Source organism: Arthrobacter sp. TRD_SC_6 (genome assembly GCF_055361185.1).
Map to the genome: position 1 here is coordinate 2,837,054 of NZ_CM143953.1, position 19,483 is coordinate 2,856,536.

The window sequence follows — 19,483 nt, forward strand, 5'->3', positions numbered from 1 at the left end:
GTCAGGCGTCCACCAGCCGCTGGCTGATCACCGTTGATACTCCGTCGCCGCGCATCGTGACGCCATAGAGCGCATCCGCCACTTCCATGGTCCGTTTCTGGTGCGTAATGACGATGAGCTGGCTGGACTCCCTGAGCTCTTCGAAGATGGTGATGAGCCGGCCGAGGTTGGTGTCGTCGAGTGCCGCCTCAACCTCGTCCATGACGTAGAACGGCGACGGCCGGGCCTTGAAGATCGCAACCAGGAGCGCGACGGCGGTGAGTGACCTTTCGCCGCCGGACAAGAGTGAGAGCCGCTTGATCTTCTTGCCTGCCGGCCGGGCTTCCACCTCGATACCGGTGGTGAGCATGTCCTCCGGGTCCGTAAGGACCAACCGTCCTTCGCCCCCGGGGAAGAGCCGGCCGAACACACGCTCGAACTGCGCGGCAGTGTCGCGGTAGGCGGCAGTGAACACCTCCTCCACCCGCGCGTCCACTTCGCGGATGATGTCGAGCAGGTCTTTCCGTGTGGCCTTGAGGTCCTCGAGCTGCGTGCTGAGGAACTGGTGCCTCTCTTCGAGCGCAGCGAATTCCTCGAGCGCGAGCGGATTGACCTTGCCCAGCGCAGAAAGGTCCCGTTCGGCACGCCTTAGCCTTTTTTCCTGCTCTTCGCGCACAAACGGAACGCCCTCGCGGACTGGATTGCCGTCGTCGTCGACGGCGGCACGCAGCTCCGCCCACTTGTCGCTGGAACCGGGCGCGGCCGGTACCGGCTGGGCCGGGCCATACTCGGCGACAAGGTGGTCGGCAGTCAGGCCGAGTTCGTCGATTGAGCGGTTCTCAAGTGTTTCGATCCTCAACCGCTGCTGGGCACGTGCCAGCTCATCCCGGTGTACCGAATCGGTGAGCACGGCCAGCTCAGCCAGCAGCTTCTCATTCTCGGAGCGCACCGCTCCCAGCTCCGCTTCCCAGGCGGACCGGACCTCCTCTGCTGCGTCCCGGCTCTGCGCGGCCCGCTCCACGGCGACGTCCAGGAAACCGAGCACCTGACGCACGGCCTTGGCTACGGCGGCGGCCTTCTCCCCCTGCAACTGGCGGAGCCGCGCCCTTTCCGCGGCCTGTTCCCGGGCCTTCCGCTCGGTTTCGGCGGCGTGTTCGAGTGAGGCGGCGCGGTTCCTAATCGCGTTCAGCTGTTCCTCCGCGCTGCGCAGGGCCAGGCGTGCTTCCATCTCAGCCTGGCGGGCATGCGTTGCTGCAAGGGCGAGCATGTCCCTTCCCTGGGTGTCCGGCTCAGTCTCAGTGGGCGCCTGCTGCGCCTGGGACAATCGCTCGGTCATCTCCTCAAGCCGGTCCTGCTCAGCCGCCAGATTGGCCTCAGCCGCACCAGCGAGGGCGGTCAGCCGCTCGGTCTCACCGGTCGATGCCCGCAGCACGGAACCGAGCTGCCCAAGCTTTTCGGCTACTGCGGCCAGCCGCGCATCGGACTCGTGCAGGCGGTCCAGTGCTGTGTCTGCCCGCTCCTGCGCTTCCGCCCGCCGCGCCGTCGCAGCCGAAATCCCAAAACGCGCGCGCTCGTAGCGTTCCGTCGCGAGACGCAGCGCCGCGGCTGCTTCCTCAACGGCTGCCTGGACCTCTATGGTTCCGGGAGCAGCAGCCGTACCGCCGCGCACGTTTGCCGCCGTGAAGACATCGCCTTCACGCGTTACGGCGGTCAGCTGCGGCTGCTCACTCACCACCGCCACGGCCTCCTGTAGACCGTCGACGACGACGACGCCACGCAGCAGCATTCCGATGGCGCCTTCCAGCCCCCGGCCCGCGGTGACCACCTCCGACGCGACCCGCGCACCTGCCGGCAAGGAAAGCGGCACCCCTTCGTCCTTCGGCCCGGAGGACGCGACGAGCAGATCAACCCTGCCGGCGTCGTTCCTCTCTATAAGCGCCAGGGCGCTGGCTGCCGCCTCAAGGGACTCGACGGCGACACCTTCGGCGACCGCACCCAGCGCAGCTGAGACGGCCCTCTCGTAACCCGCTTCCACGGTGAGCAGCCCGGCGACCGGCCCGAGGACGCCGGCGGCTTTCGCGTCAAGGAGCGCGAGCGACCCGTCCTTGCGTTCGAGGCCGAGCTCCAGCGCCTCGATCCGGGCCTGCAGGGAATCGCGCTCCCGCTCCGAGGTGCGTTCCTCCAGGCTCAACTCCTCCAGCGTCGCCAGGATCGAAGCGAGTTCCGCGTTTGCCTCCTCGTAGTCGGCATCGAGGCCCTCCTCGCCCTCTTCCGCCCCCGCGACCTGAGTTTCGAGGGCGGTGAAATCGGATTGGGCACGCTGGCGCCGCTCGCCCACCCCAATCACGGACGCCCGAAGTCGCCCGAGCTCCGCTTCCGCCGACTCGACCCGGGACCGTGCCGCACCCACCTGCCCGGACAGCTTGGCCAGTCCTTCACGACGATCCGCGGCGGCGCGGAGAAGCGACGCGAGTCGCTTCTCCTCCGCTGCGGCAGCTTCCTCTGCCTCAGCGCGTTGTTCGACTGCGTCCTCCAGGGCGCCTTGACGGTCGGTGATGTGTTCTTCGAGCTCTGCCTGCTCCGCACGCACGACGGCGGCCTGCCGCTCCAGTTCTTCAGGATCGCGCCCGGCGTCGGCCGCTGTATCGACAGAGCCGAGGAGCCGGCGTCGTTCCTCCGCCAGGCTGCCCAGGGAGCGGAAGCGTTCCCTGGTCGAAGAGAGCCCGTACCACGTGTCACGCGCGGCGTTGACCCGCGGAGTTGCCTCGGAAGCGAGCCGCTCAAGCTCCGCCTGCCGCGCGCGGGCAACCTCAAGCTGGGACTCGACTTCGGCGCGTCGCTGCTTCAGCGCAGTTTCGTCGGCTATTTCCTGCTCGAACGAATCAACCAGCGTCACGAGGTCATCGGCGAGCAGCCTTGCCCGCGCGTCCCGGACTTCGAACTGCACCTGCTGGGCGCGGCGCGCAACATCCGCCTGCTTTCCCAACGGAGTCAGCTGGCGGCGGATTTCGCCGGTGAGGTCGGTGAGGCGCGTCAGGTTCGCCTGCATCGCCTCAAGCTTCCGGATCGTTTTCTCCTTGCGGCGGCGGTGCTTCAGGATGCCCGCAGCTTCTTCGATGAAACCGCGGCGGTCTTCAGGTGTTGCGTGCAGCACACGGTCCAGCTGGCCCTGTCCCACGATGACGTGCATCTCCCGGCCAAGGCCGGAGTCCGAGAGCAGCTCCTGGATGTCGAGCAGCCGGCAGTTGGTGCCGTTGATTGCGTACTCCGACCCGCCAGCCCGGAAGAGCGTGCGGGAGATGGTCACTTCGGAATACTCGATCGGCAGTGCGCCGTCCGCATTGTCGATAGTCAGTGAAACCTGTGCCCTGCCCAGCGGCGGCCTGCCGGACGTACCCGCAAAGATGACGTCCTCCATCTTTCCGCCGCGGAGGGTTTTGGCCCCCTGCTCCCCCATTACCCACGCCAGCGCATCGACCACGTTGGACTTCCCGGAGCCGTTGGGCCCAACGACGGCGGTGACCCCTGGCTCAAAGTCGAAAGTTGTGGCAGAGGCGAATGACTTGAAGCCCCTCACGGTCAGACTTTTCAGATGCACGGGCCTCGGTCTTCTCCAGACGGGTATTAAGGGATCCCCGGTGTCCGTTGTCACAAACAGGCGGGACTGTTCACCCCATAATCTACTGCGTTCCGGCGGATTTGGACGGTATTGCGCCCAACGGATGAAAAACCCGGACGTGCCGTAATTCGCTGGAGGAACTAGGCTTTCCTAAGGATCGTTAGTAACCGAAGTATGCTTATCATTTTCTGATTGGCAGTCAACGCCGGTCAAGCGCTATCGGTTCCGGTGCAGCGAACAGCTGCGACGGACAGGACCGCAGATAACAAGGCAGGAAATTTGACCGGTAATTTCGACTTCCGACACCACAACACCGCCCTGCTTGGGGTGGAGAGTGTTGAGGCACCGGTCATTGTCACGTCGCAGGAATTCGATCACCTGCTTGCCCCAGCCCTCAAGCGCCTGCGCCTGTCCAAGGGGCTCCTGCAGCGGGTGGCCGGAATTACCGAGCGCCGCTGGTGGGCTCCCGGCACCGGCTTCGAGGACGGCGCCATCGAGGCGGGCGCAAAGGCCCTTGCTTCGACAGGAATCGAGGCGTCCCAGATCGGCCTGTTGATCAACACCTCCGTATCCAGGACCAACTTGGAGCCGTCCGTCGCCGTAAAGATCCATCACGGGTTGGGGTTGCCCTCCTCTGCGATGAACTTCGACGTGACCAACGCGTGCCTGGGATTCGTCAACGGAATGATGCTCGCCGCCAATATGATCGAGGCCGGCCAGATCCAGTACGCCATGGTGGTCAACGGTGAAGATTCCCAGGCCACTCAGGAAGCAACACTTCGCAGGCTGAACGAACGGGTGGACTCCCGTGAAGGCTTCATGCAGGAATTCGCTACCCTCACCCTGGGCTCAGGTGCCGCGGCGGCGATCGTCGGGCCCGCCGACCTCCATTCCGGCTCCCACCGCATGCTCGGCGGAGTGGCTCGGGCCGGAACCGAGCACCACGAACTTTGCGTTGGCGGCATCGACGGCATGTACACCGATGCCCAGGGCTTGCTGGACGGCGGGCTGAAGCTGGTCTCAGAAGCCTGGGAGGAAGCCCAGCAGGAATGGGACTGGGCCAATATGGACCGTTACATCACCCACCAGGTGAGCACCACGCACACCAAGGCAATCATCGAAGCTGTTCACCTTGACCCGGCGAAGGTTCCCCAGACCTTCCCGAAGTGGGGAAATGTTGGACCGGCGTCGCTTCCCATGACCCTCGCCGCGGAATCCCAGTCACTCAACACCGGTGACCGCGTTCTCTGCATGGGCGTGGGTTCCGGCCTGAACACGGCCATGATGGAGATTGCGTGGTAGAACTTCCCGGCGTCGACCCTTCATGGTCGGCCCACCTTGACGTGCCGTCCACGGCTGGCGTGGACCCGGAGGGTACCGTCAACCGCTGGCACTACCTGGACAACAGTTCCTCGCTGAACGAGCCGCATCGGGGCACCCTGTTGTGCGTACATGGTAATCCCACGTGGTCCTACCTATGGCGCAGCGTGCTCGCTGCGGGTGCACAGCGCGGCTGGCGCGTCATCGCCGTGGACCAACTCGACATGGGCTTCTCTGAACGCACTGGCCTGCCCCGCCGCCTCGCCGATCGCGTGCAGGACCTCGAGGACTTCGCCACCGCGCTGCAGCTGGACGGCCCCGTCGTGACGGTTGGACATGACTGGGGCGGCGTGGTGAGCCTTGGATACGCGAGCCGGAACCGGAAGGATCTCGCCGCCGTCGTACTCACGAATACCGCGATCCACCAGAGCCCCGACGAACCCATCCCAGCTCCGCTGAGGCTGGCGCTCAACAGAGCCATCCATCGTGCCGGGACCTCCGGAACCACAGCGTTCCTCGATACAACGCTGGCCCTGGCCCGCCCACGCCTGCCGCGCGACGTCCGTGCCGCCTACCGCCTGCCGTACCGGAAAGCGAAGCAACGCCAGGGCATTGCGCAGTTCGTCGCGGACATCCCGGTTGACTTAGCCCATCCCAGCCACGCACCACTCACGGGAATCGCAGAGAGTATCCGCACACTCGAGGTTCCCGTCCTTTTGCTCTGGGGTCCGGGCGATCCAATCTTCTCCGATACCTACCTTGAGGACCTGGTCTCCCGACTCCCCCACGCCCACGTCCACCGCTTCGAAGGTGCCAGCCACCTCGTCGCGGAGGACCGGGACATCGCCTCCCCGATCTTCACGTGGTTGAGTGACGAGCTCACCGCCGGAGCCGACGACGGCGGCACGCGTCTTTCCAACGAGTCCTTCACTCCGTTGTGGCAACAGGTCGAAGAAAGCGCCGCCGGACCGGCCGCCAACTCCCTCGCGGTCGCGGACATGGGCCCCACGGGTGCGATCGGGCGCTCCCTGACGTGGAGCGAACTGGACACGCGGATCAACGGGCTCGCCGGAGCGCTTTCGGGTGTTGGGGTCAAGGCGGGGAGCAGGGTCAGTCTGATGGTTCCTCCTGGCGTCGAACTGACCGTCCTCATCTATGCGTGCCTCCGGCTTGGCGCGGTCATCGTCGTGGCGGACGCAGGACTGGGCGCCAAAGGGCTGAGCCTCGCAGTGCGCGGGGCCGTTCCGGAATTCCTGGTCGGGATCGAGCGTGCGCTGGTCGCGGCGCGGGTGTTCCGGTGGCCGGGTACCCGGATCAGCGTGCCGAACCTCTCCGCTGCGAGGGCACGGCTCCTCGGGGTCAGCCACAGTCTTGAAGATCTATCCGGACACGCATCCGTTTCCGGTTTTTCAGGACCTGCCGCGCAGCCGGATGCTGACGCCGCAATTCTCTTCACCTCCGGTTCCACCGGGCCCGCGAAGGGAGTGGTCTACACCCACCGCCAGCTCTCAGCGATGCGGGATACGCTCGCCGCCACGCTTGAGTTGCGTCCGGGAAGTGCGCTGGTCGCAGGCTTCGCACCGTTCGCGTTGCTTGGCCCGGCGCTCGGTGCGTCCTCGGTGACGCCGGATATGGACGTTACCGCTCCCCGCACCCTGACCGCCCGCGCACTGGCGGATGCAGCCGCGGCAATCGGCGCCACCGTGGTCTTTGCTTCACCTGCGGCCCTGCGCAACGTGCTCGCGACAGCCCAGGACCTCCCGGCAGCCGGAGCCGAGGCGCTCAAACGCATCGACGTCCTGCTCTCTGCCGGCGCGCCCGTTCCAGTGTCCCTGCTCGAGGAAATCCAGGAACTTGTCCCCCGGGCGGTCCTGCACACGCCCTACGGCATGACCGAAGCTCTTCCGGTGACTGACATCGACCTTCCTGGAATCCGCGCCGCCCTGTCCCGCCTTGTAGCCGGCTCCGGTAACGGCGTCTGCGTTGGATTGCCGGTTCCCGGAGCGCAGGTGGCCATCGTGCCGCTGGACGCCGAAGGTACAGCTACTGGCGAGCCCACGACGACGGCTGCAGTCACCGGCGAGATCCTCGCCCGCGCGGCGCACGTCAAAGACCGCTACCACCGGCTGTGGGCAACGGAACGTGAAGCTTCGCGTACCCCTGGCTGGCACCGCACCGGCGATGTGGGCCACCTCGACGCCGAGGGCAGGCTTTGGGTCGAAGGCCGGCTGGCGCACATCATCACCGCTCCGGCCGGTGTGGTGACCCCTGTCGGGCCGGAACAGGCTATCGAGCAACTTGATTCGGTCCGAGGCGCGGCCGTGGTGGGTGTCGGTCCGCGGGGCTCCCAGGCCGTTGTCGCCGTCGTCGTTCCGGCTGACGGCGCTCATGCCGCCCTTGCCCCGCCGGAGCTTGCCTCCTCGGTGCGCCGAAGCGCCGAAGCGGCGGGCGTGCGCGTGGATGCGGTCCTGACCTTGGCCGAGTTGCCCACGGACATCCGCCATAACGCGAAAATTGACCGCGTGAGGGTAGGACGCTGGGCCAGCCGGGTACTTGAGGGGCGCCGGAAGAAGCGCGCATGAGAGTCCTCGTGACGGGTGCCAGCGGCATGCTCGGGAATGCAGTCGCAGACCTCCTGGTCCAGCGGGGCAGCTCCGTGCGGACCTTCCAGCGACGTCCCTCCGGCGTGACTGGAGCCGAAGACTCATTAGGCCAGCTAAACGACCCTGAAGCCGCGCGGCGCGCGGTTGATGGCGTGGATGCGGTGATCCATCTGGCTGCGAAAGTTTCCTTCGCTGGTGACAGGGCAGATTTCGAACGCATCAACGTGCAGGGAACCCGGAGCCTGCTTGATGCAGCGCGCGCGGCCGGTGTCGGGCGGTTCGTCAACGTGTCCTCGCCCTCGGTTGCACACGCCGGGCACTCCCTAGTCGGCGCCGGCGCTCAGCCCGCTGACCCCGTCCGCGCGCGTGGTCATTACGCCGTCACCAAGGCCGCGGCGGAACTCCTGGCCCTCGCCCGGAATGATGACGGCGGCATGGCGGTCACCGCCGTGCGCCCGCACATCGTATGGGGCCCGGGTGACACGCAACTGGTCGAACGTGTGCTGACCCGGGCGCGTACCGGACGGCTTCCGTTGCTCGGGGGTGGAACGGCCCTGGTGGACACCACGTACATTGATAACGCTGCAGGTGGCATTGTCGCAGCGCTGGCCGCCATTGACCGGGTGAGGGGCCTTGCCCTGGTTATCACCAACGGTGAGCCGCGGCCGATTGGGGAACTGCTTGCCAGGATCTGCCTGGCCGGTGGGGTTCGGGCGCCACAGTTGTCCGTGCCCGCCTGGCTGGGACGAGCAGCCGGATCCGCTGTGGAGAAAGTGTGGCGCGGGGCTAACGCGGACGGCGAGCCCCCGATGACGCGCTTCCTTGCCGAACAGCTCTCCACCGCACACTGGTTCGACCAGCGGCAGACCCGTGACCTGCTTGGCTGGACGCCGGGAGTGAGCCTCGATGAAGGCTTTGCCCGCCTTGCCGCGCACTACGGCGGGCGGGTCTAGTCGGGATTGCATGCGAAAAGGGAGGACCAGTTTCCCGATCCTCCCTAGCCGCACTCTGATAATTAGACGCGCACGAAGAACGCTCCGGGCAGGTCACTCAGTGGGTGCTGCATGGTGAGGTTTGCACCGTTCATGCCGCTGCTGATGACCATTCCGCCGCCTGCGTAGACACCTACGTGACCACTGGTGATGACCAGGTCGCCTGGAGCAGGTGAACTTACCCGCGTGCCCAGCGAAGCGAACTGCATGGGTCCAAGATCTCCCGTGCCAAGTGCGATCTCGACCAGGCGGGTGCAGTCCTGGATAGCTCCGGCATTCAACTGGGCCTGTGCTGAGGCGAGAACACTTGCACCGGTGGCACTGCCTGCACTGTCAGCAACGGTGATGTTGCTTGAGGCGGTGGTGATTCCCATTGTGCTGGTGTCTGCGGGCGCTGGAGCCGGCGCGGGTGCCGGCACTGGCGCTGCCTGCACCCAGGTGTCCGCTTGAGGAGCGGCAGGAGCTGGTGCCGCTGCTGCGCTGCCGGAGAGGCTGATGACCTGACCGGGGTAGATGACGGAATCCCAGCCAAGGCCGTTGGCTGCGAATAACGCATCAAGGCTGACTCCGTAGTTCGAAGCGATGGCACCGAGGGTGTCACCGGAGCGCACCGTGTGGGTCGGCGCGCTTGCTGCCTGTGCGGCGGCCGGAGCCGGAGCGGCAGGTACTGGAGCTACCGCAGCCTGCACGGACACCTGCGCGGTGGCCTCAGCAGCCTGGAACGAGCCTTCTGAAGCAGTGGTGCCGGCACTTGCCGGCAGGGCTGCTCCGAACATGAGCCCCGACGCTGCCACAACGGCAGCGGCTGGACGGCCGACCGTTCCGGCGTGGGTGCTGACCGCTTTCGAAACGATCTGCATAGTGCTTGGGGAAGTTGCGCGGTGGCGCGCGATATGACGGTTTTTGGACACGGAAAGGGCCTCTCCCAGTGCCTGCGGAGTTAGCTGTCGGATTCGGATGGGAGCCACCCGGACGCGCGGAAAACTTTGCGTCTTTACCCCTAGGGCTTCGGGAATGAAGCCCGCTATCTGGTTCCCCCGCTCCTGTCGGATGTCTAGCGAACGGGCCCCCCGACAGCGACAGGATTAGGCAATCTGCCAGGAGGAAGCCGGGCTTAGGAACCCGGCTTGATATCAACGGTACATTCCATTGGTTGAAATGTCACGTTTTGATCACGAGCACAGCATGCTGTCAATTCGCTGCAAGAAGCCTCGACACAAACTAGATCTTGTACTGATCCGTGGAGTCCTTCGGCTTGTCTTCACTGCCGGAGCGGTGCATGGCTTCCTGCGCCTTCTTCAACGCCTGCTCCGCCTGTGCCTGCACCTCGGGAGCCTTGGCCTTCACAGCCTCGGTGGCGTCAGTCACCGTTTCCTGAACCTTCGGGTTGTTCCACAGATCTTTGGCCTTGACCTTGATCTGCTCGTAACTCGCGCGTCCTGCGCGGGCACCCAGCACGTAGCCTGCAGCCATACCAGCGGCGAAAACCAGCTTGTTCTTCATTGCATTGCTCCTGAGGTCTTGAGGCGTCTTTGAGGACATTCAATCAACGAACCTAGTCAGCTTACTTAGCTTTGTCACGTTTGGCGTGTCACCAGCGGCCGTTCCGGGGCCTAGGTTGGCATTGTGGACAGTAGTAGGACGAGCGGTTCATGAAGAGATCCCGGCGAATCCGGGATTCGAGGCCAGCTTCGGCGCAACGGCGGCATGGAAGGCCCTCCCTTCCGTAGGCGTTGAGCGAGCGTTCGAAGTACCCCGACGCACCGTTGACGTTGACGTACAGGGAGTCGAAACTTGTGCCGCCCGCCTCGAGAGCGCGCTCCATCACTGACCGGCAGGCGCCGATCAGCCGGACGACCTCGGGGCGGCGGATGGTGTCCGTGGCCCGCGCGTAATGAAGCCTGGCCGCCCACAGCGCTTCATCTGCGTAAATGTTGCCTACCCCGGAAACCAGTGTCTGGTCCAGGAGCGCGCGCTTCAAACCTGTCCTGCGCGTCTTCAGTCGTAGGAAGAAACCATCGAACGAGAACGCGGGATCCAGCGGGTCCCTGGCGATATGCGACGCAGCCAGCGGCACGAGCGCCTCGGGGAGCTCTCCCTGCCCGCCGGGCATACCGTCGGCAGTGGTAACCAGGTCCGTAACGAACAACCCGCCAAAAATGCGTTGGTCCACGAACCGAAGCTCCGAGGGAAGGGCGGCGCCCCCGGATACCTGCGAAAGCTGCAGCCGCACCTTGAGGTGCTTCTCATCCGGCTGCGCGGCGTCCTCGACCAGGAGTTGCCCACTCATTCCCAGATGCGCCATCAGGGCGACTCGGGCCCGGCCTGCTCCCCCAGGCTGCGACTCTTCCGGCCCCCAAGAATCCACGCCGGACGACAGCGGGACCTGGCTGGCGTCGTCGTCCTCGCCATCGTCGTAGTCCGAAGGTGCAGCCAAGGGCATCCAGAGGAACTTGCCGCGGCGCACCGCGTCGGTGATTGTCGCCCCCAAAAGGTTCCCGCGGAAGTCCTCCGCGCCAAGGGCGTGGCGACGGATGGAACGCGGGTCTATAACGTCAACCGCTTCGATGGTCCGGCCCCGCACCCAGCGGACGAGGCCGCGCCGTACCACCTCGACTTCGGGAAGCTCAGGCATCGCCGGAACTTCCAGGCGGAACTGACGACGTCAGTGTGGCCGTTGGAGTTAGCACTGCCGACGTCAGGGCTGGGAGCGGGAACCGGCCGGTTCGCCGGATCGAGGCTGAAGGGCGGTTGCTTCCTCAGTTATGCTGAGGAGCTTCCAGGAGGCGGCAGCGGCTTCCTGCTCGGCTTCTTTCTTGGACCGTCCGGCGCCGGACCCGTAGGTTGTGCCCCCGATGACGAGCACAGCCTCAAAGCGTCTGTCGTGATCGGGGCCGAAGCCGGTGACCCTGTAGTCGATAACGCCCATGCGTTCCGCGGCGGCGATCTCCTGGATGTTGGTTTTCCAGTCGGTCCCTGCGCCCAGCGCGGCGGCGTCTTCAAGGACGGGGCCAATGAGCCTCATGACCAGGCATCGCGCCGGTTCCATCCCGTTGCTGAGGTAGGTCGCGCCGATGACAGCTTCCATGGTGTCGGCGAGGATGGAGGACTTATCCCAACCGTTGGTAAGTTTCTCCCCCTGGCCCAAAAGGATGTGCGGCCCCAGCTCGATCCGGCGTGCAACGGCTGCAAGCGCACGGGTGCTGACGACGGCGGAACGACGCTTGGCGAGCTCACCCTCGGACAGGCCGGGGTTGTCGCGGTAGAGGGCATCCGTTACGGACAGGCCGAGCACCGCGTCACCGAGGAACTCGAGGCGCTCATTGGTGGGGATACCGCCCTGCTCGTAGGCATACGAGCGGTGCGTGAGGGCAAGACGAAGCGTCCCGGCATCAATGATGACGCCGAGACGCTTCGAAAGATCTTCTATATTTTCCACGCCAGGCGACGCTTCCGATCAATGCTGCGGGCGCCGGAGAACCGGCACGTGCAGCAATTAGACGTCGGCGACCTTGCGGCCCTTGTACTCAAGGAACAACTCGGTGCCTGCGGAGTCGGTGACAACCTTGGCCTGGTGGGAAAGGCTGTAGGTGACGCGACCGTTCTCCACCGTCTTCACCAGTTTGGGCGCAGTGGCCTTCCACTGGGACCGGCGTGCACGCGTATTCGAGCGGGACATTTTCCGCTTGGGAACAGCCACGGCTAACTCTCTTCTCTCTCGTCAAAATCTGTCTTTGCATCTGGATCAGCCTGTGGGTTGACGGCTGTGCCGGTCAACCCTGCCAAGGCAGCCCAGCGGGGGTCCAGGATTTGGTGCTGGTGGCCCGGATCATCCTCAAGCCGCGCGCCGCACTCGACGCACAGTCCCTGGCAATCCTCCCGGCATACCGGCTGGAACGGCAGTGAAGTAACCACCGCGTCCCGCAACACAGGCTCAAGATCGATTGCATCGTTCTCTACCGTGCGCTGTTCGTCCTGCTCCTCTTCCTCCGTCAACTCTGAGTTGTCGTAGGAAAAGAGTTCCTGCACATCAACGCTGCTCCCGTACTGAATGGGATCCAGGCACCGCCCGCATTCGCCAGTAATCTGGACGTCCGCGGTTCCCGATACCAGGATTCCTTCGTGTACGGCTTCGAACCTCAGGTCCAGCTCCATGGAGGAGCCTTCCTGAACGCCGATGAGCGCCACACCAAAATCCTTCGGTGCGGACACATGTTCTTCGACTGTCCGCATGCTTCCCGGACTGCGTCCGAGGTCTCTGACGTTGAAGACCAGAGGCGAACTGAGATCGCTCTTAATGAGAACTCCTGTAGAACATGTGACCGACGAACTATCTTAGCCCGAAACGAACGCCCTTCCCAAACCGGGCCAGAAGCGCAAGCACTGCCCAGCCGGGATTGCGCACTCCTGACGCGGAATCCACGTACCTGCAACACTATACTGGCTTTTATGACGCAAATAAGGGTTCGGGAAGCAGCGCAGTTCCTCGGGGTCAGCACTGACACCGTTCGGCGCTGGATCGATGACGGCACCCTCACCGCAGCGCAGACCTCCGGAGTTACCGAGCTCGACGGCCTCGAACTGGCTTCCCTGGCCCGCCGGCGTGCCGTCCTCCCACCTGATCCCTCGTCAGCTGCCACCTCCGCCCGGAACCGGTTCGTCGGCCTGGTGACCAACGTAGTAACAGACAAGGTCATGGCACAGGTGGAAATGCAGTGCGGACCGCACCGGGTGGTCTCGCTGATGAGCAGCGAAGCCGTGCGGGAGTTGAAGATTACCCCGGGAAGCGTAGCTGTGGCTGTGGTGAAAGCCACTACGGTCATCGTCGAGACGGCAGACGGTACCGGGGAACCCACCTGATGCGCCGCATTCACAGCGCGGGAGTTACCATCGCCACCTGTGGCTCCCTGCTGTTGAGCAGCACGGGCTGCAGCAGTGAAAGCACGACGGCGGGCGGCCCGGTCACCGTCTTCGCCGCCGCGTCGCTGAAAGCTCCCTTTGAAACCATTGCGGACCAGTTCGAGTCGGAACATCCCGGTGTCAGCGTGCAGTTGAACTTCGCCGGTTCATCCGACCTCGCTACCCAGATAATTTCGGGCGCCCCGGCTGACGTCTTCGCATCAGCGAATCAGGCAACCATGGAAACCGTCGCGTCGGTTGGCGTTCTCGGCAACGCGCCGGTGACGTTTGCCACCAACACCCTGACCATCGCCGTCCCGGCGGGCAACCCCGGCGGCATCACCACCCTGGCTGACCTTGCCGACCCCGCACTGAACGTGGTGCTGTGCGCACCACAGGTTCCCTGCGGAGCCGCTGCCGATGACGTGCAGCGGGCGGCAGGAGTGAGCATCTCACCGGTGAGCGAGGAAGGATCAGTAACGGACGTGCTGGGCAAGGTGTCCTCCGGACAGGCTGACGCCGGGCTGGTGTACGTCACCGATGTAGCCGCATCCGCAGGCACAATCGACGGGATCGTATTCGCTGAAGCAGCCGCTGCAGTCAACGCCTACCCCATAGCCCCAGTCACGGACACAGTCCTGGCCGAAGAGTTCGTCGACCTCGTCACCGGGCCGGACGGCCAGCGGTTACTCGCTGACGCCGGGTTCGGGCCACCGGTCCCATGAGCGGTCATTCCGGTGTTCCCCGCTGGCTACTGGCCGTAGCGGCGGTTGGAGCGCTGTTCGTCCTCCTTCCCCTGCTTGCGATCGTGTTGCGGGTTGACTGGAGCAGGTTCGGTGCGCTGATCGGCTCGGAATCCTCACGGTCGGCGTTGGGACTCAGCCTGCAGACCTCGGCCGCCAGCACACTGTTGTGCATCCTCTTCGGAGTGCCAATGGCATTCGCGCTGGCAAGGACGGCATTCCGCGGTCAACGCGCACTCCGCGCGCTCGTATTGCTGCCGCTCGTCCTGCCACCCGTGGTTGGCGGCATCGCGCTCCTCTATACCTTCGGCAGGCAGGGGCTGCTCGGGGAAACCCTGCACGTTCTCGGTGTGGGTATCGCGTTTTCAACCACCGCCGTCGTGCTTGCGCAGACCTTCGTCGCGTTGCCGTTCCTCGTCCTGAGCCTTGAAGGAGCCCTGCGGACAACCGGTACACGCTACGAAGCCGTCGCCGCGACCCTCGGCGCCCGGCCAACCACCGTGCTTCGGAGGGTGAGCGTGCCGCTCGTTCTTCCCGGTATTGTGTCGGGAGCCGTTCTGTCCTTTGCCCGGGCGCTCGGCGAGTTCGGCGCGACGCTCACCTTCGCGGGAAGCCTCGAGGGCGTGACCCGCACGCTTCCCCTGGAAATTTACCTGCAGCGAGAGACCGACGCCGACGCCGCCGTCGCGCTCTCCCTCGTGCTGGTAGCCGTTGCGGTGATCGTGGTGGGGCTTGCCCACCGAGTGCAGGATGGGCAGAAGACATGACCCTGGAGTGCACGGCACGGGTCCGGTCGCGGAACTTCAGCGTGGGCTACCAGGACGGCGGCGGTGCAGAAGCCGACGGCGGCTTCAGGGTCGCCGCGGGTGAAACGGTTGCGGTGATGGGACCGAACGGAGCGGGCAAATCCACGCTGCTCGCGGTGCTGGCCGGTCTGCTGAAGCCCGACGACGGCGCCATCAAGCTCAGTGGCCGCACCCTGTTCGGTTCCGGGACATGGGTACCACCTCACGCCCGTGGCATCGCCCTGCTCGCACAGGACGCACTCCTTTTCCCTCACCTCTCGGTGCTGGACAACGTAGCCTTCGGGCCCCGCTGCGCGGGCCTGCCGCGAAGCGCCTCGCGTGCTGCGGCGGAGCGCTGGTTGGGCGAGGTCGACGCCCTGGACCTGGCCAAGCGCCGCCCCTCGAGCCTGTCTGGCGGCCAGGCCCAACGCGTTGCCGTTGCGCGTGCGCTGGCAACGGAGCCGGAGCTTCTGCTCCTTGATGAACCCCTCTCAGCACTCGACGTTTCCGTAGCGCCCCTCCTGCGGCGGACGCTGCGCCGCGTGCTCGAGGGACGCAGCGCGGTCATCGTCACACATGACACCGTCGACGCCCTGCTCCTGGCCGATCGAGTGGTGATTGTCGACGGTGGACGGATCGTGGAGGACGGCCCTGCGCGCACGGTTCTGGAAAAGCCCCGCAGCAGTTTTGCGGCAGGCCTGGCCGGGATGAACCTGCTGACCGGGCGAACCGACAATTCAGGGCTGGAGACCGCCGACGGCTACCACGTGAGTGCACTCGCCGACCCGCCCCTGCCTGCAGGCGAGGAAGCAGCGGCCATCTTCAGTCCACGGGCAGTGGCCGTGCACCGGCATGATCCCGAGGGCAGTCCCCGCAACGTCCTGGCCGTCACCATCTCCGACCTGGAGCAGCACGGCGGACGGACGACAGTACGCGCAGGGCACCTCAGTGCAGAAATTACGACGGCGGCTGCCGCGGACCTGGACCTGGTGCCCGGAATGAACGTCTACTTCAGTATCAAATCGACTGAGATTTCGCTTTACCTGCGTTGACTACTGACGGGATCCGGACTGCCGGCCTGAATCCCTTGCGCTGTCCGCTGCCTCCGACAAGAGATCACGATCGTCGAGTTCCTCGTCGAGCTCCTCGTGGCGGACCGCCGTTTCAGGATGCGGCTGGCCTTCTTGGACGTATTCGGCCTCAAGTTGGCGATGAACCTTGCTGTTGAGAACCTCCACCTGACTGTCGTCAAGCTTGTTGAGGTTGTCAGGAAACGGATCCTCTGGAGTGATTCGACTCTTTCCCACTGTCCGCCTCTTCTCACCTTTCCTACCGAAAAATCCGATTGTACGCCGGAGGCGGCGCTATTCAGTCGGTTTTCTCCCTGAGTCTTTTCAGCACTGCCTTGGGCACGAAGGGAGAAATGTTCCCACCGAGCGCCGACACCTCTTTGAGCAGGGTGGAGGAGAGGTGGGAATAGCTCGCTTCAGCCGGTATGAACACCGTTTCGACGCCGGTGAGCTGGCGGTTCATCGCCGCCATAGGCAGCTCGTAGTCGAAGTCCTGGCTGGACCGAAGCCCTTTCACGATGACATTTGCCCCGTGCTCCCTGCAGAACTCCGCAAGGAGCCCGTCGCCCATGGGGATGACCGATACGCCGCGCAGGTAGGTGAGGGTTTCATGCGCGATTTCAAGCCTGTCCTCAAGGGAAAACACATACTTTTTCGTGTAATTGGTCGAAACCGCCACGATCACCTCGTCGAAGAGGCTGGCCGCCCGCGCGATGACCTCCAGATGACCATTGTGGATGGGGTCAAAGGATCCGGGGCAGACGGCACGGCGCATGCTTCGAATCTACCGCTTGTCACGTCCATGAAGTGGACGTGACAAGCGGGTATTCGACAGACTGTTCGACATACTGGAAGGCATGAACGCCACCACCGGACAACTCTCCCCCTGGCAGCGCACCGCGCGCGGCGCGAATCTTCTCTCGCCCAACGGTGAGCTCGGAACCGTCATCTTCGAGGAGATCACCGCGCTGGCCGCCCAGCATGAGGCCATCAACCTCGGGCAGGGTTACCCGGACGAAGACGGGCCAGCGGTACTTCTGGAGCTGGCCCAGGCCAACATCGCAGCAGGCATGAACCAGTACGCGCCCGGACGCGGGCTTCCCGCACTGCGTGTTGCAGTGGCCGCCCACCAGGAACGCTTCTACGGGTTGGCAGTCGACGCCGCCAGCGAAGTTGTGGTGTCAACGGGCGCTACCGAAGGAATCGCGGCGTCGATCCTCGCCTTCGCCGGGCCGGGCGATGAAGTCCTCACCTTCGAACCTTTCTACGATTCCTACGGCGCAATCATCGGTCTGAGCGGCGCTAGGCACACCACGGCTCCCCTGCTTGCCCCGGACTTCCAGCCGGACCTTGACGCCCTTGAGGCAGCGATGTCCGAGCGGACCAAAATCATTGTGGTGAACAACCCGCACAATCCGATGGGTACGGTGTTCACCCGTGAGGTGCTCATGCGCATCATCGAACTTGCGGAACGCTACAACGCCATTATTGTGACCGACGAGGTATATGAGCACCTGACCTTCGGGGCAACACATATACCCGTTGCAACCCTGCCAGGTGGATGGGAGCGCACCATCACCATTTCCTCCGCCGGCAAGACGTTCTCTGTGACGGGCTGGAAAATCGGTTGGCTGACCGGGCCGGCACGGCTGGTCGAATCCGTGCGCAGCGTGAAGTCCTTCCTCAGCTACAGTTCCGGCACGCCGTTTCAACCTGCCGTCGCGGCCGGCCTGGCCCTTGATGATTCCTTCTACCGCGGCATAGCGGACGATCTGCACCACAAACGGGACCTGCTCAACCAGGGCCTGCGAGCCGCCGGCTTTGACGTTTACGAGCCCCAGGGCACCTATTTCACCGTCGTGGACGCAGCCCCGCTCGGTATCACGGACGCGACGGCGTTTGCCCGCCGGCTACCCGAACTGGTGGGAGTAGCCGCCATACCTGTGCCGATGTTCTGCCATGAGGAAGGAGCCCGGCGCACGCGGTCGATGCTGAGGTTCGCGTTCTGCAAGCGCGTCGATGTCCTGACCGAAGCGGTTGCGCGCCTCGCCACCCTTCGCGACCGCCTGTGAGCGTTCCATCGCGGTACCTGCGCGGCGCCGGCCTGCACGCCGAGATCGACCAGGACGCCTTCAACGACGGCGCCTACATCCTCAGCATTGGCGGCGCCCAACAATCCCACGTCGACCTTGCGGATCCGGCCAATGTGTTTTACGAATACCTGCGGAGGATCGCCAACGTCATCGATGTATTCAAACCGGCCAGTGAACCGATCCGCATACTCCACCTCGGCGCGGGCGCGCTGACCCTCGCCCGGTATGTGCAGTCCACCCGCCCGGGTTCTGAACAGGTGGCAGTCGAGCGCGAGCGCGAACTCCTGGCCTTCGTCCTCGAACATCTTCCCTTGCCCCCGGGAACGCGGTGCGAGCTCCTGGTTGAAGATGCCCGCCAGACCCTGGCCTCCTGTGCTCAGGGGAGTTTCGACGTCGTCGTTCTTGACGTCTTCTCGGGAGCCGCCGGCGCAACCGAGCTCGCCACCGGCGAGTTCTACCGGCTGCTCACCGCTGCGGCGGCTCCGGATGGTGTGGTGCTGGTGAACGTCGGAGATGACCCTCCGTTTACCTTCGCCCGTGAGCAGGCGCGGATGTTCCAGGACACAGGGTACGACGTTGGTGCGCTGGGTGAAGCGGGAATGTTCAGTGGGCGGCACGCAGGAAACATTGTCCTGGTCGGGACCACGCGGTGGCCGCCTGGGTGGACGGACGCCTTGCTGGAGGCCGGTCCGCATCCCGCCGCTGTCCTGACCGGAACCGACTACGCCGACTTCGCCCAGGGGCTCCATTAGCCGGCGCCGGGCACCTGTCCACGGCACCCCATTTACGTGCACCGATCATGCGCTATTGAACTACAGATATCCGCCGGATACCGCAGTACCGTTGAAGAACAAGCAGGTTAAAACTTTGAAATACCGTAAAACTGGAGGAATCATGACCACGGAAATCACCGAGGTATCCGACTGCTCGGTTCATAACTGCTCTTTCAACCATGACGGGTGCACCGCCTACGCGATCACAGTCAGTGGCAGCCCGGAACACGCGTCCTGTGCAACCTTCATCGACACCTCCGAGACCGGCGGGCTGCCGGTGGTCCTGGCGCACGTTGGTGCCTGCCAGCGCACCGAGTGTGAACACAACAGTCACATGATGTGCCAGAAGCACGACGTCAAGATCGGCTCCGGATCAGACCTCGCTGACTGCCTCTCCTACCAACCGCGATAGGGCGCATGCCACTGACTCCCCAGTGAAGCGCTACCCCGACGCCGGTGCTGCCGATTCTATTTCGGCGGCACCGGCGTCGCGCTTTCCGGGCGAACAGGCCGGAGGGATGACCTTTAGTGTGAGCGAATGAGAGCACTCTCATGAACGGCTCACCAACGTCTCATAGCGGACTGACTAAATGGGATACCTGCGGCA

The 19,483-nt window shown here is 64.6% G+C and carries 19 protein-coding genes and 1 riboswitch; of the genes, 10 read left to right on the top strand and 9 right to left on the bottom strand.

The features are described from left to right. Nucleotide 1: 1 nt before the first annotated feature. Nucleotides 2–3,577: a chromosome segregation protein SMC gene (gene smc / locus ACWA1U_RS13470; RefSeq protein WP_463722670.1), complete on the bottom strand. Its 3,576-nt coding sequence runs from the start codon at nt 3,575–3,577 to the stop codon at nt 2–4. A gap of 300 nt (nt 3,578–3,877) precedes the next feature. Between smc and ACWA1U_RS13475 the strand changes: the two genes are divergently transcribed. From ACWA1U_RS13475 to ACWA1U_RS13485, 3 genes are read left to right on the top strand one after another with little or no spacing between them, the layout of a single operon-like run. Next, nucleotides 3,878–4,900, top strand: a complete 1,023-nt coding sequence (locus ACWA1U_RS13475) for a 3-oxoacyl-ACP synthase III (RefSeq protein ID WP_463722671.1) — start codon at nt 3,878–3,880, stop codon at nt 4,898–4,900. Then, nucleotides 4,894–7,500 (top strand): alpha/beta fold hydrolase, encoded by a 2,607-nt coding sequence (locus ACWA1U_RS13480; RefSeq protein WP_463722672.1) that lies wholly within the window; start codon nt 4,894–4,896, stop codon nt 7,498–7,500. The genes ACWA1U_RS13475 and ACWA1U_RS13480 overlap by 7 nt, the downstream gene beginning before the upstream one ends. Next, the gene (locus ACWA1U_RS13485) at nt 7,497–8,474 is read left to right on the top strand and encodes an NAD-dependent epimerase/dehydratase family protein (RefSeq protein WP_463722673.1); all 978 of its coding nucleotides are present in this window, start codon (nt 7,497–7,499) and stop codon (nt 8,472–8,474) included. The genes ACWA1U_RS13480 and ACWA1U_RS13485 overlap by 4 nt, the downstream gene beginning before the upstream one ends. Before the next feature lie 62 nt (nt 8,475–8,536). Here ACWA1U_RS13485 and ACWA1U_RS13490 read toward each other — a convergent pair whose 3' ends face one another. The 6 genes from ACWA1U_RS13490 to ACWA1U_RS13515 all read right to left on the bottom strand — a co-directional run bounded on the left by ACWA1U_RS13490 (nt 8,537) and on the right by ACWA1U_RS13515 (nt 12,746). Beyond that, a complete protein-coding gene (locus ACWA1U_RS13490; RefSeq protein ID WP_463722674.1) occupies nt 8,537–9,424 on the bottom strand; it encodes a LysM peptidoglycan-binding domain-containing protein in 888 nt (295 codons plus the stop codon). An 8-nt stretch (nt 9,425–9,432) separates the two neighbouring features. After that, nucleotides 9,433–9,605: riboswitch (cyclic di-AMP (ydaO/yuaA leader) on the bottom strand. 129 nt (nt 9,606–9,734) lie between these two features. Further along, nucleotides 9,735–10,016, bottom strand: coding sequence for a YtxH domain-containing protein (locus tag ACWA1U_RS13495; protein ID WP_463722675.1), 282 nt, complete (start codon nt 10,014–10,016; stop codon nt 9,735–9,737). Between the two features lie 88 nt (nt 10,017–10,104). Then, nucleotides 10,105–11,148, bottom strand: a complete 1,044-nt coding sequence (gene mutM / locus ACWA1U_RS13500; protein WP_463722676.1) for a bifunctional DNA-formamidopyrimidine glycosylase/DNA-(apurinic or apyrimidinic site) lyase — start codon at nt 11,146–11,148, stop codon at nt 10,105–10,107. 63 nt (nt 11,149–11,211) lie between these two features. Further along, a complete protein-coding gene (gene rnc / locus ACWA1U_RS13505; protein WP_463722677.1) occupies nt 11,212–11,952 on the bottom strand; it encodes a ribonuclease III in 741 nt (246 codons plus the stop codon). A gap of 57 nt (nt 11,953–12,009) precedes the next feature. Beyond that, on the bottom strand, nt 12,010–12,213 hold the full coding sequence (gene rpmF / locus ACWA1U_RS13510; protein WP_463722678.1) for a 50S ribosomal protein L32: 204 nt from the start codon (nt 12,211–12,213) through the stop codon (nt 12,010–12,012). 2 nt (nt 12,214–12,215) lie between these two features. Next, complete coding sequence (locus tag ACWA1U_RS13515) at nt 12,216–12,746, bottom strand: YceD family protein (RefSeq protein WP_463722679.1); 531 nt, start codon at nt 12,744–12,746, stop codon at nt 12,216–12,218. 216 nt (nt 12,747–12,962) lie between these two features. Here ACWA1U_RS13515 and ACWA1U_RS13520 point away from each other — a divergent pair, with 216 nt between their 5' ends. From ACWA1U_RS13520 to ACWA1U_RS13535, 4 genes are read left to right on the top strand one after another with little or no spacing between them, the layout of a single operon-like run. Further along, complete coding sequence (locus ACWA1U_RS13520) at nt 12,963–13,373, top strand: TOBE domain-containing protein (RefSeq protein ID WP_463722680.1); 411 nt, start codon at nt 12,963–12,965, stop codon at nt 13,371–13,373. Continuing rightward, a complete protein-coding gene (gene modA, locus ACWA1U_RS13525; RefSeq protein ID WP_463722681.1) occupies nt 13,373–14,137 on the top strand; it encodes a molybdate ABC transporter substrate-binding protein in 765 nt (254 codons plus the stop codon). Before ACWA1U_RS13520 ends, modA begins: the two co-directional genes overlap by 1 nt. After that, nucleotides 14,134–14,922, top strand: coding sequence for an ABC transporter permease (locus ACWA1U_RS13530; protein WP_463722682.1), 789 nt, complete (start codon nt 14,134–14,136; stop codon nt 14,920–14,922). Before modA ends, ACWA1U_RS13530 begins: the two co-directional genes overlap by 4 nt. Continuing rightward, nucleotides 14,919–15,992 (top strand): sulfate/molybdate ABC transporter ATP-binding protein, encoded by a 1,074-nt coding sequence (locus ACWA1U_RS13535; protein WP_463722683.1) that lies wholly within the window; start codon nt 14,919–14,921, stop codon nt 15,990–15,992. Before ACWA1U_RS13530 ends, ACWA1U_RS13535 begins: the two co-directional genes overlap by 4 nt. Here the strand turns inward: ACWA1U_RS13535 and ACWA1U_RS13540 are convergent, their stop codons facing one another. Together ACWA1U_RS13540 and coaD are read right to left on the bottom strand one after the other, a co-directional pair. Next, nucleotides 15,993–16,247, bottom strand: a complete 255-nt coding sequence (locus tag ACWA1U_RS13540) for a hypothetical protein (RefSeq protein ID WP_463722684.1) — start codon at nt 16,245–16,247, stop codon at nt 15,993–15,995. A 61-nt stretch (nt 16,248–16,308) separates the two neighbouring features. Next, on the bottom strand, nt 16,309–16,785 hold the full coding sequence (gene coaD, locus ACWA1U_RS13545; protein ID WP_463722685.1) for a pantetheine-phosphate adenylyltransferase: 477 nt from the start codon (nt 16,783–16,785) through the stop codon (nt 16,309–16,311). An 82-nt stretch (nt 16,786–16,867) separates the two neighbouring features. Between coaD and ACWA1U_RS13550 the strand changes: the two genes are divergently transcribed. The 3 genes from ACWA1U_RS13550 to ACWA1U_RS13560 all read left to right on the top strand — a co-directional run bounded on the left by ACWA1U_RS13550 (nt 16,868) and on the right by ACWA1U_RS13560 (nt 19,288). Beyond that, nucleotides 16,868–18,082, top strand: a complete 1,215-nt coding sequence (locus tag ACWA1U_RS13550; RefSeq protein ID WP_463722686.1) for an aminotransferase class I/II-fold pyridoxal phosphate-dependent enzyme — start codon at nt 16,868–16,870, stop codon at nt 18,080–18,082. Continuing rightward, on the top strand, nt 18,079–18,855 hold the full coding sequence (locus ACWA1U_RS13555; RefSeq protein WP_463722687.1) for a spermidine synthase: 777 nt from the start codon (nt 18,079–18,081) through the stop codon (nt 18,853–18,855). The genes ACWA1U_RS13550 and ACWA1U_RS13555 overlap by 4 nt, the downstream gene beginning before the upstream one ends. Before the next feature lie 142 nt (nt 18,856–18,997). Next, a complete protein-coding gene (locus ACWA1U_RS13560; protein ID WP_463722688.1) occupies nt 18,998–19,288 on the top strand; it encodes a DUF1540 domain-containing protein in 291 nt (96 codons plus the stop codon). Nucleotides 19,289–19,483: the final 195 nt, after the last annotated feature.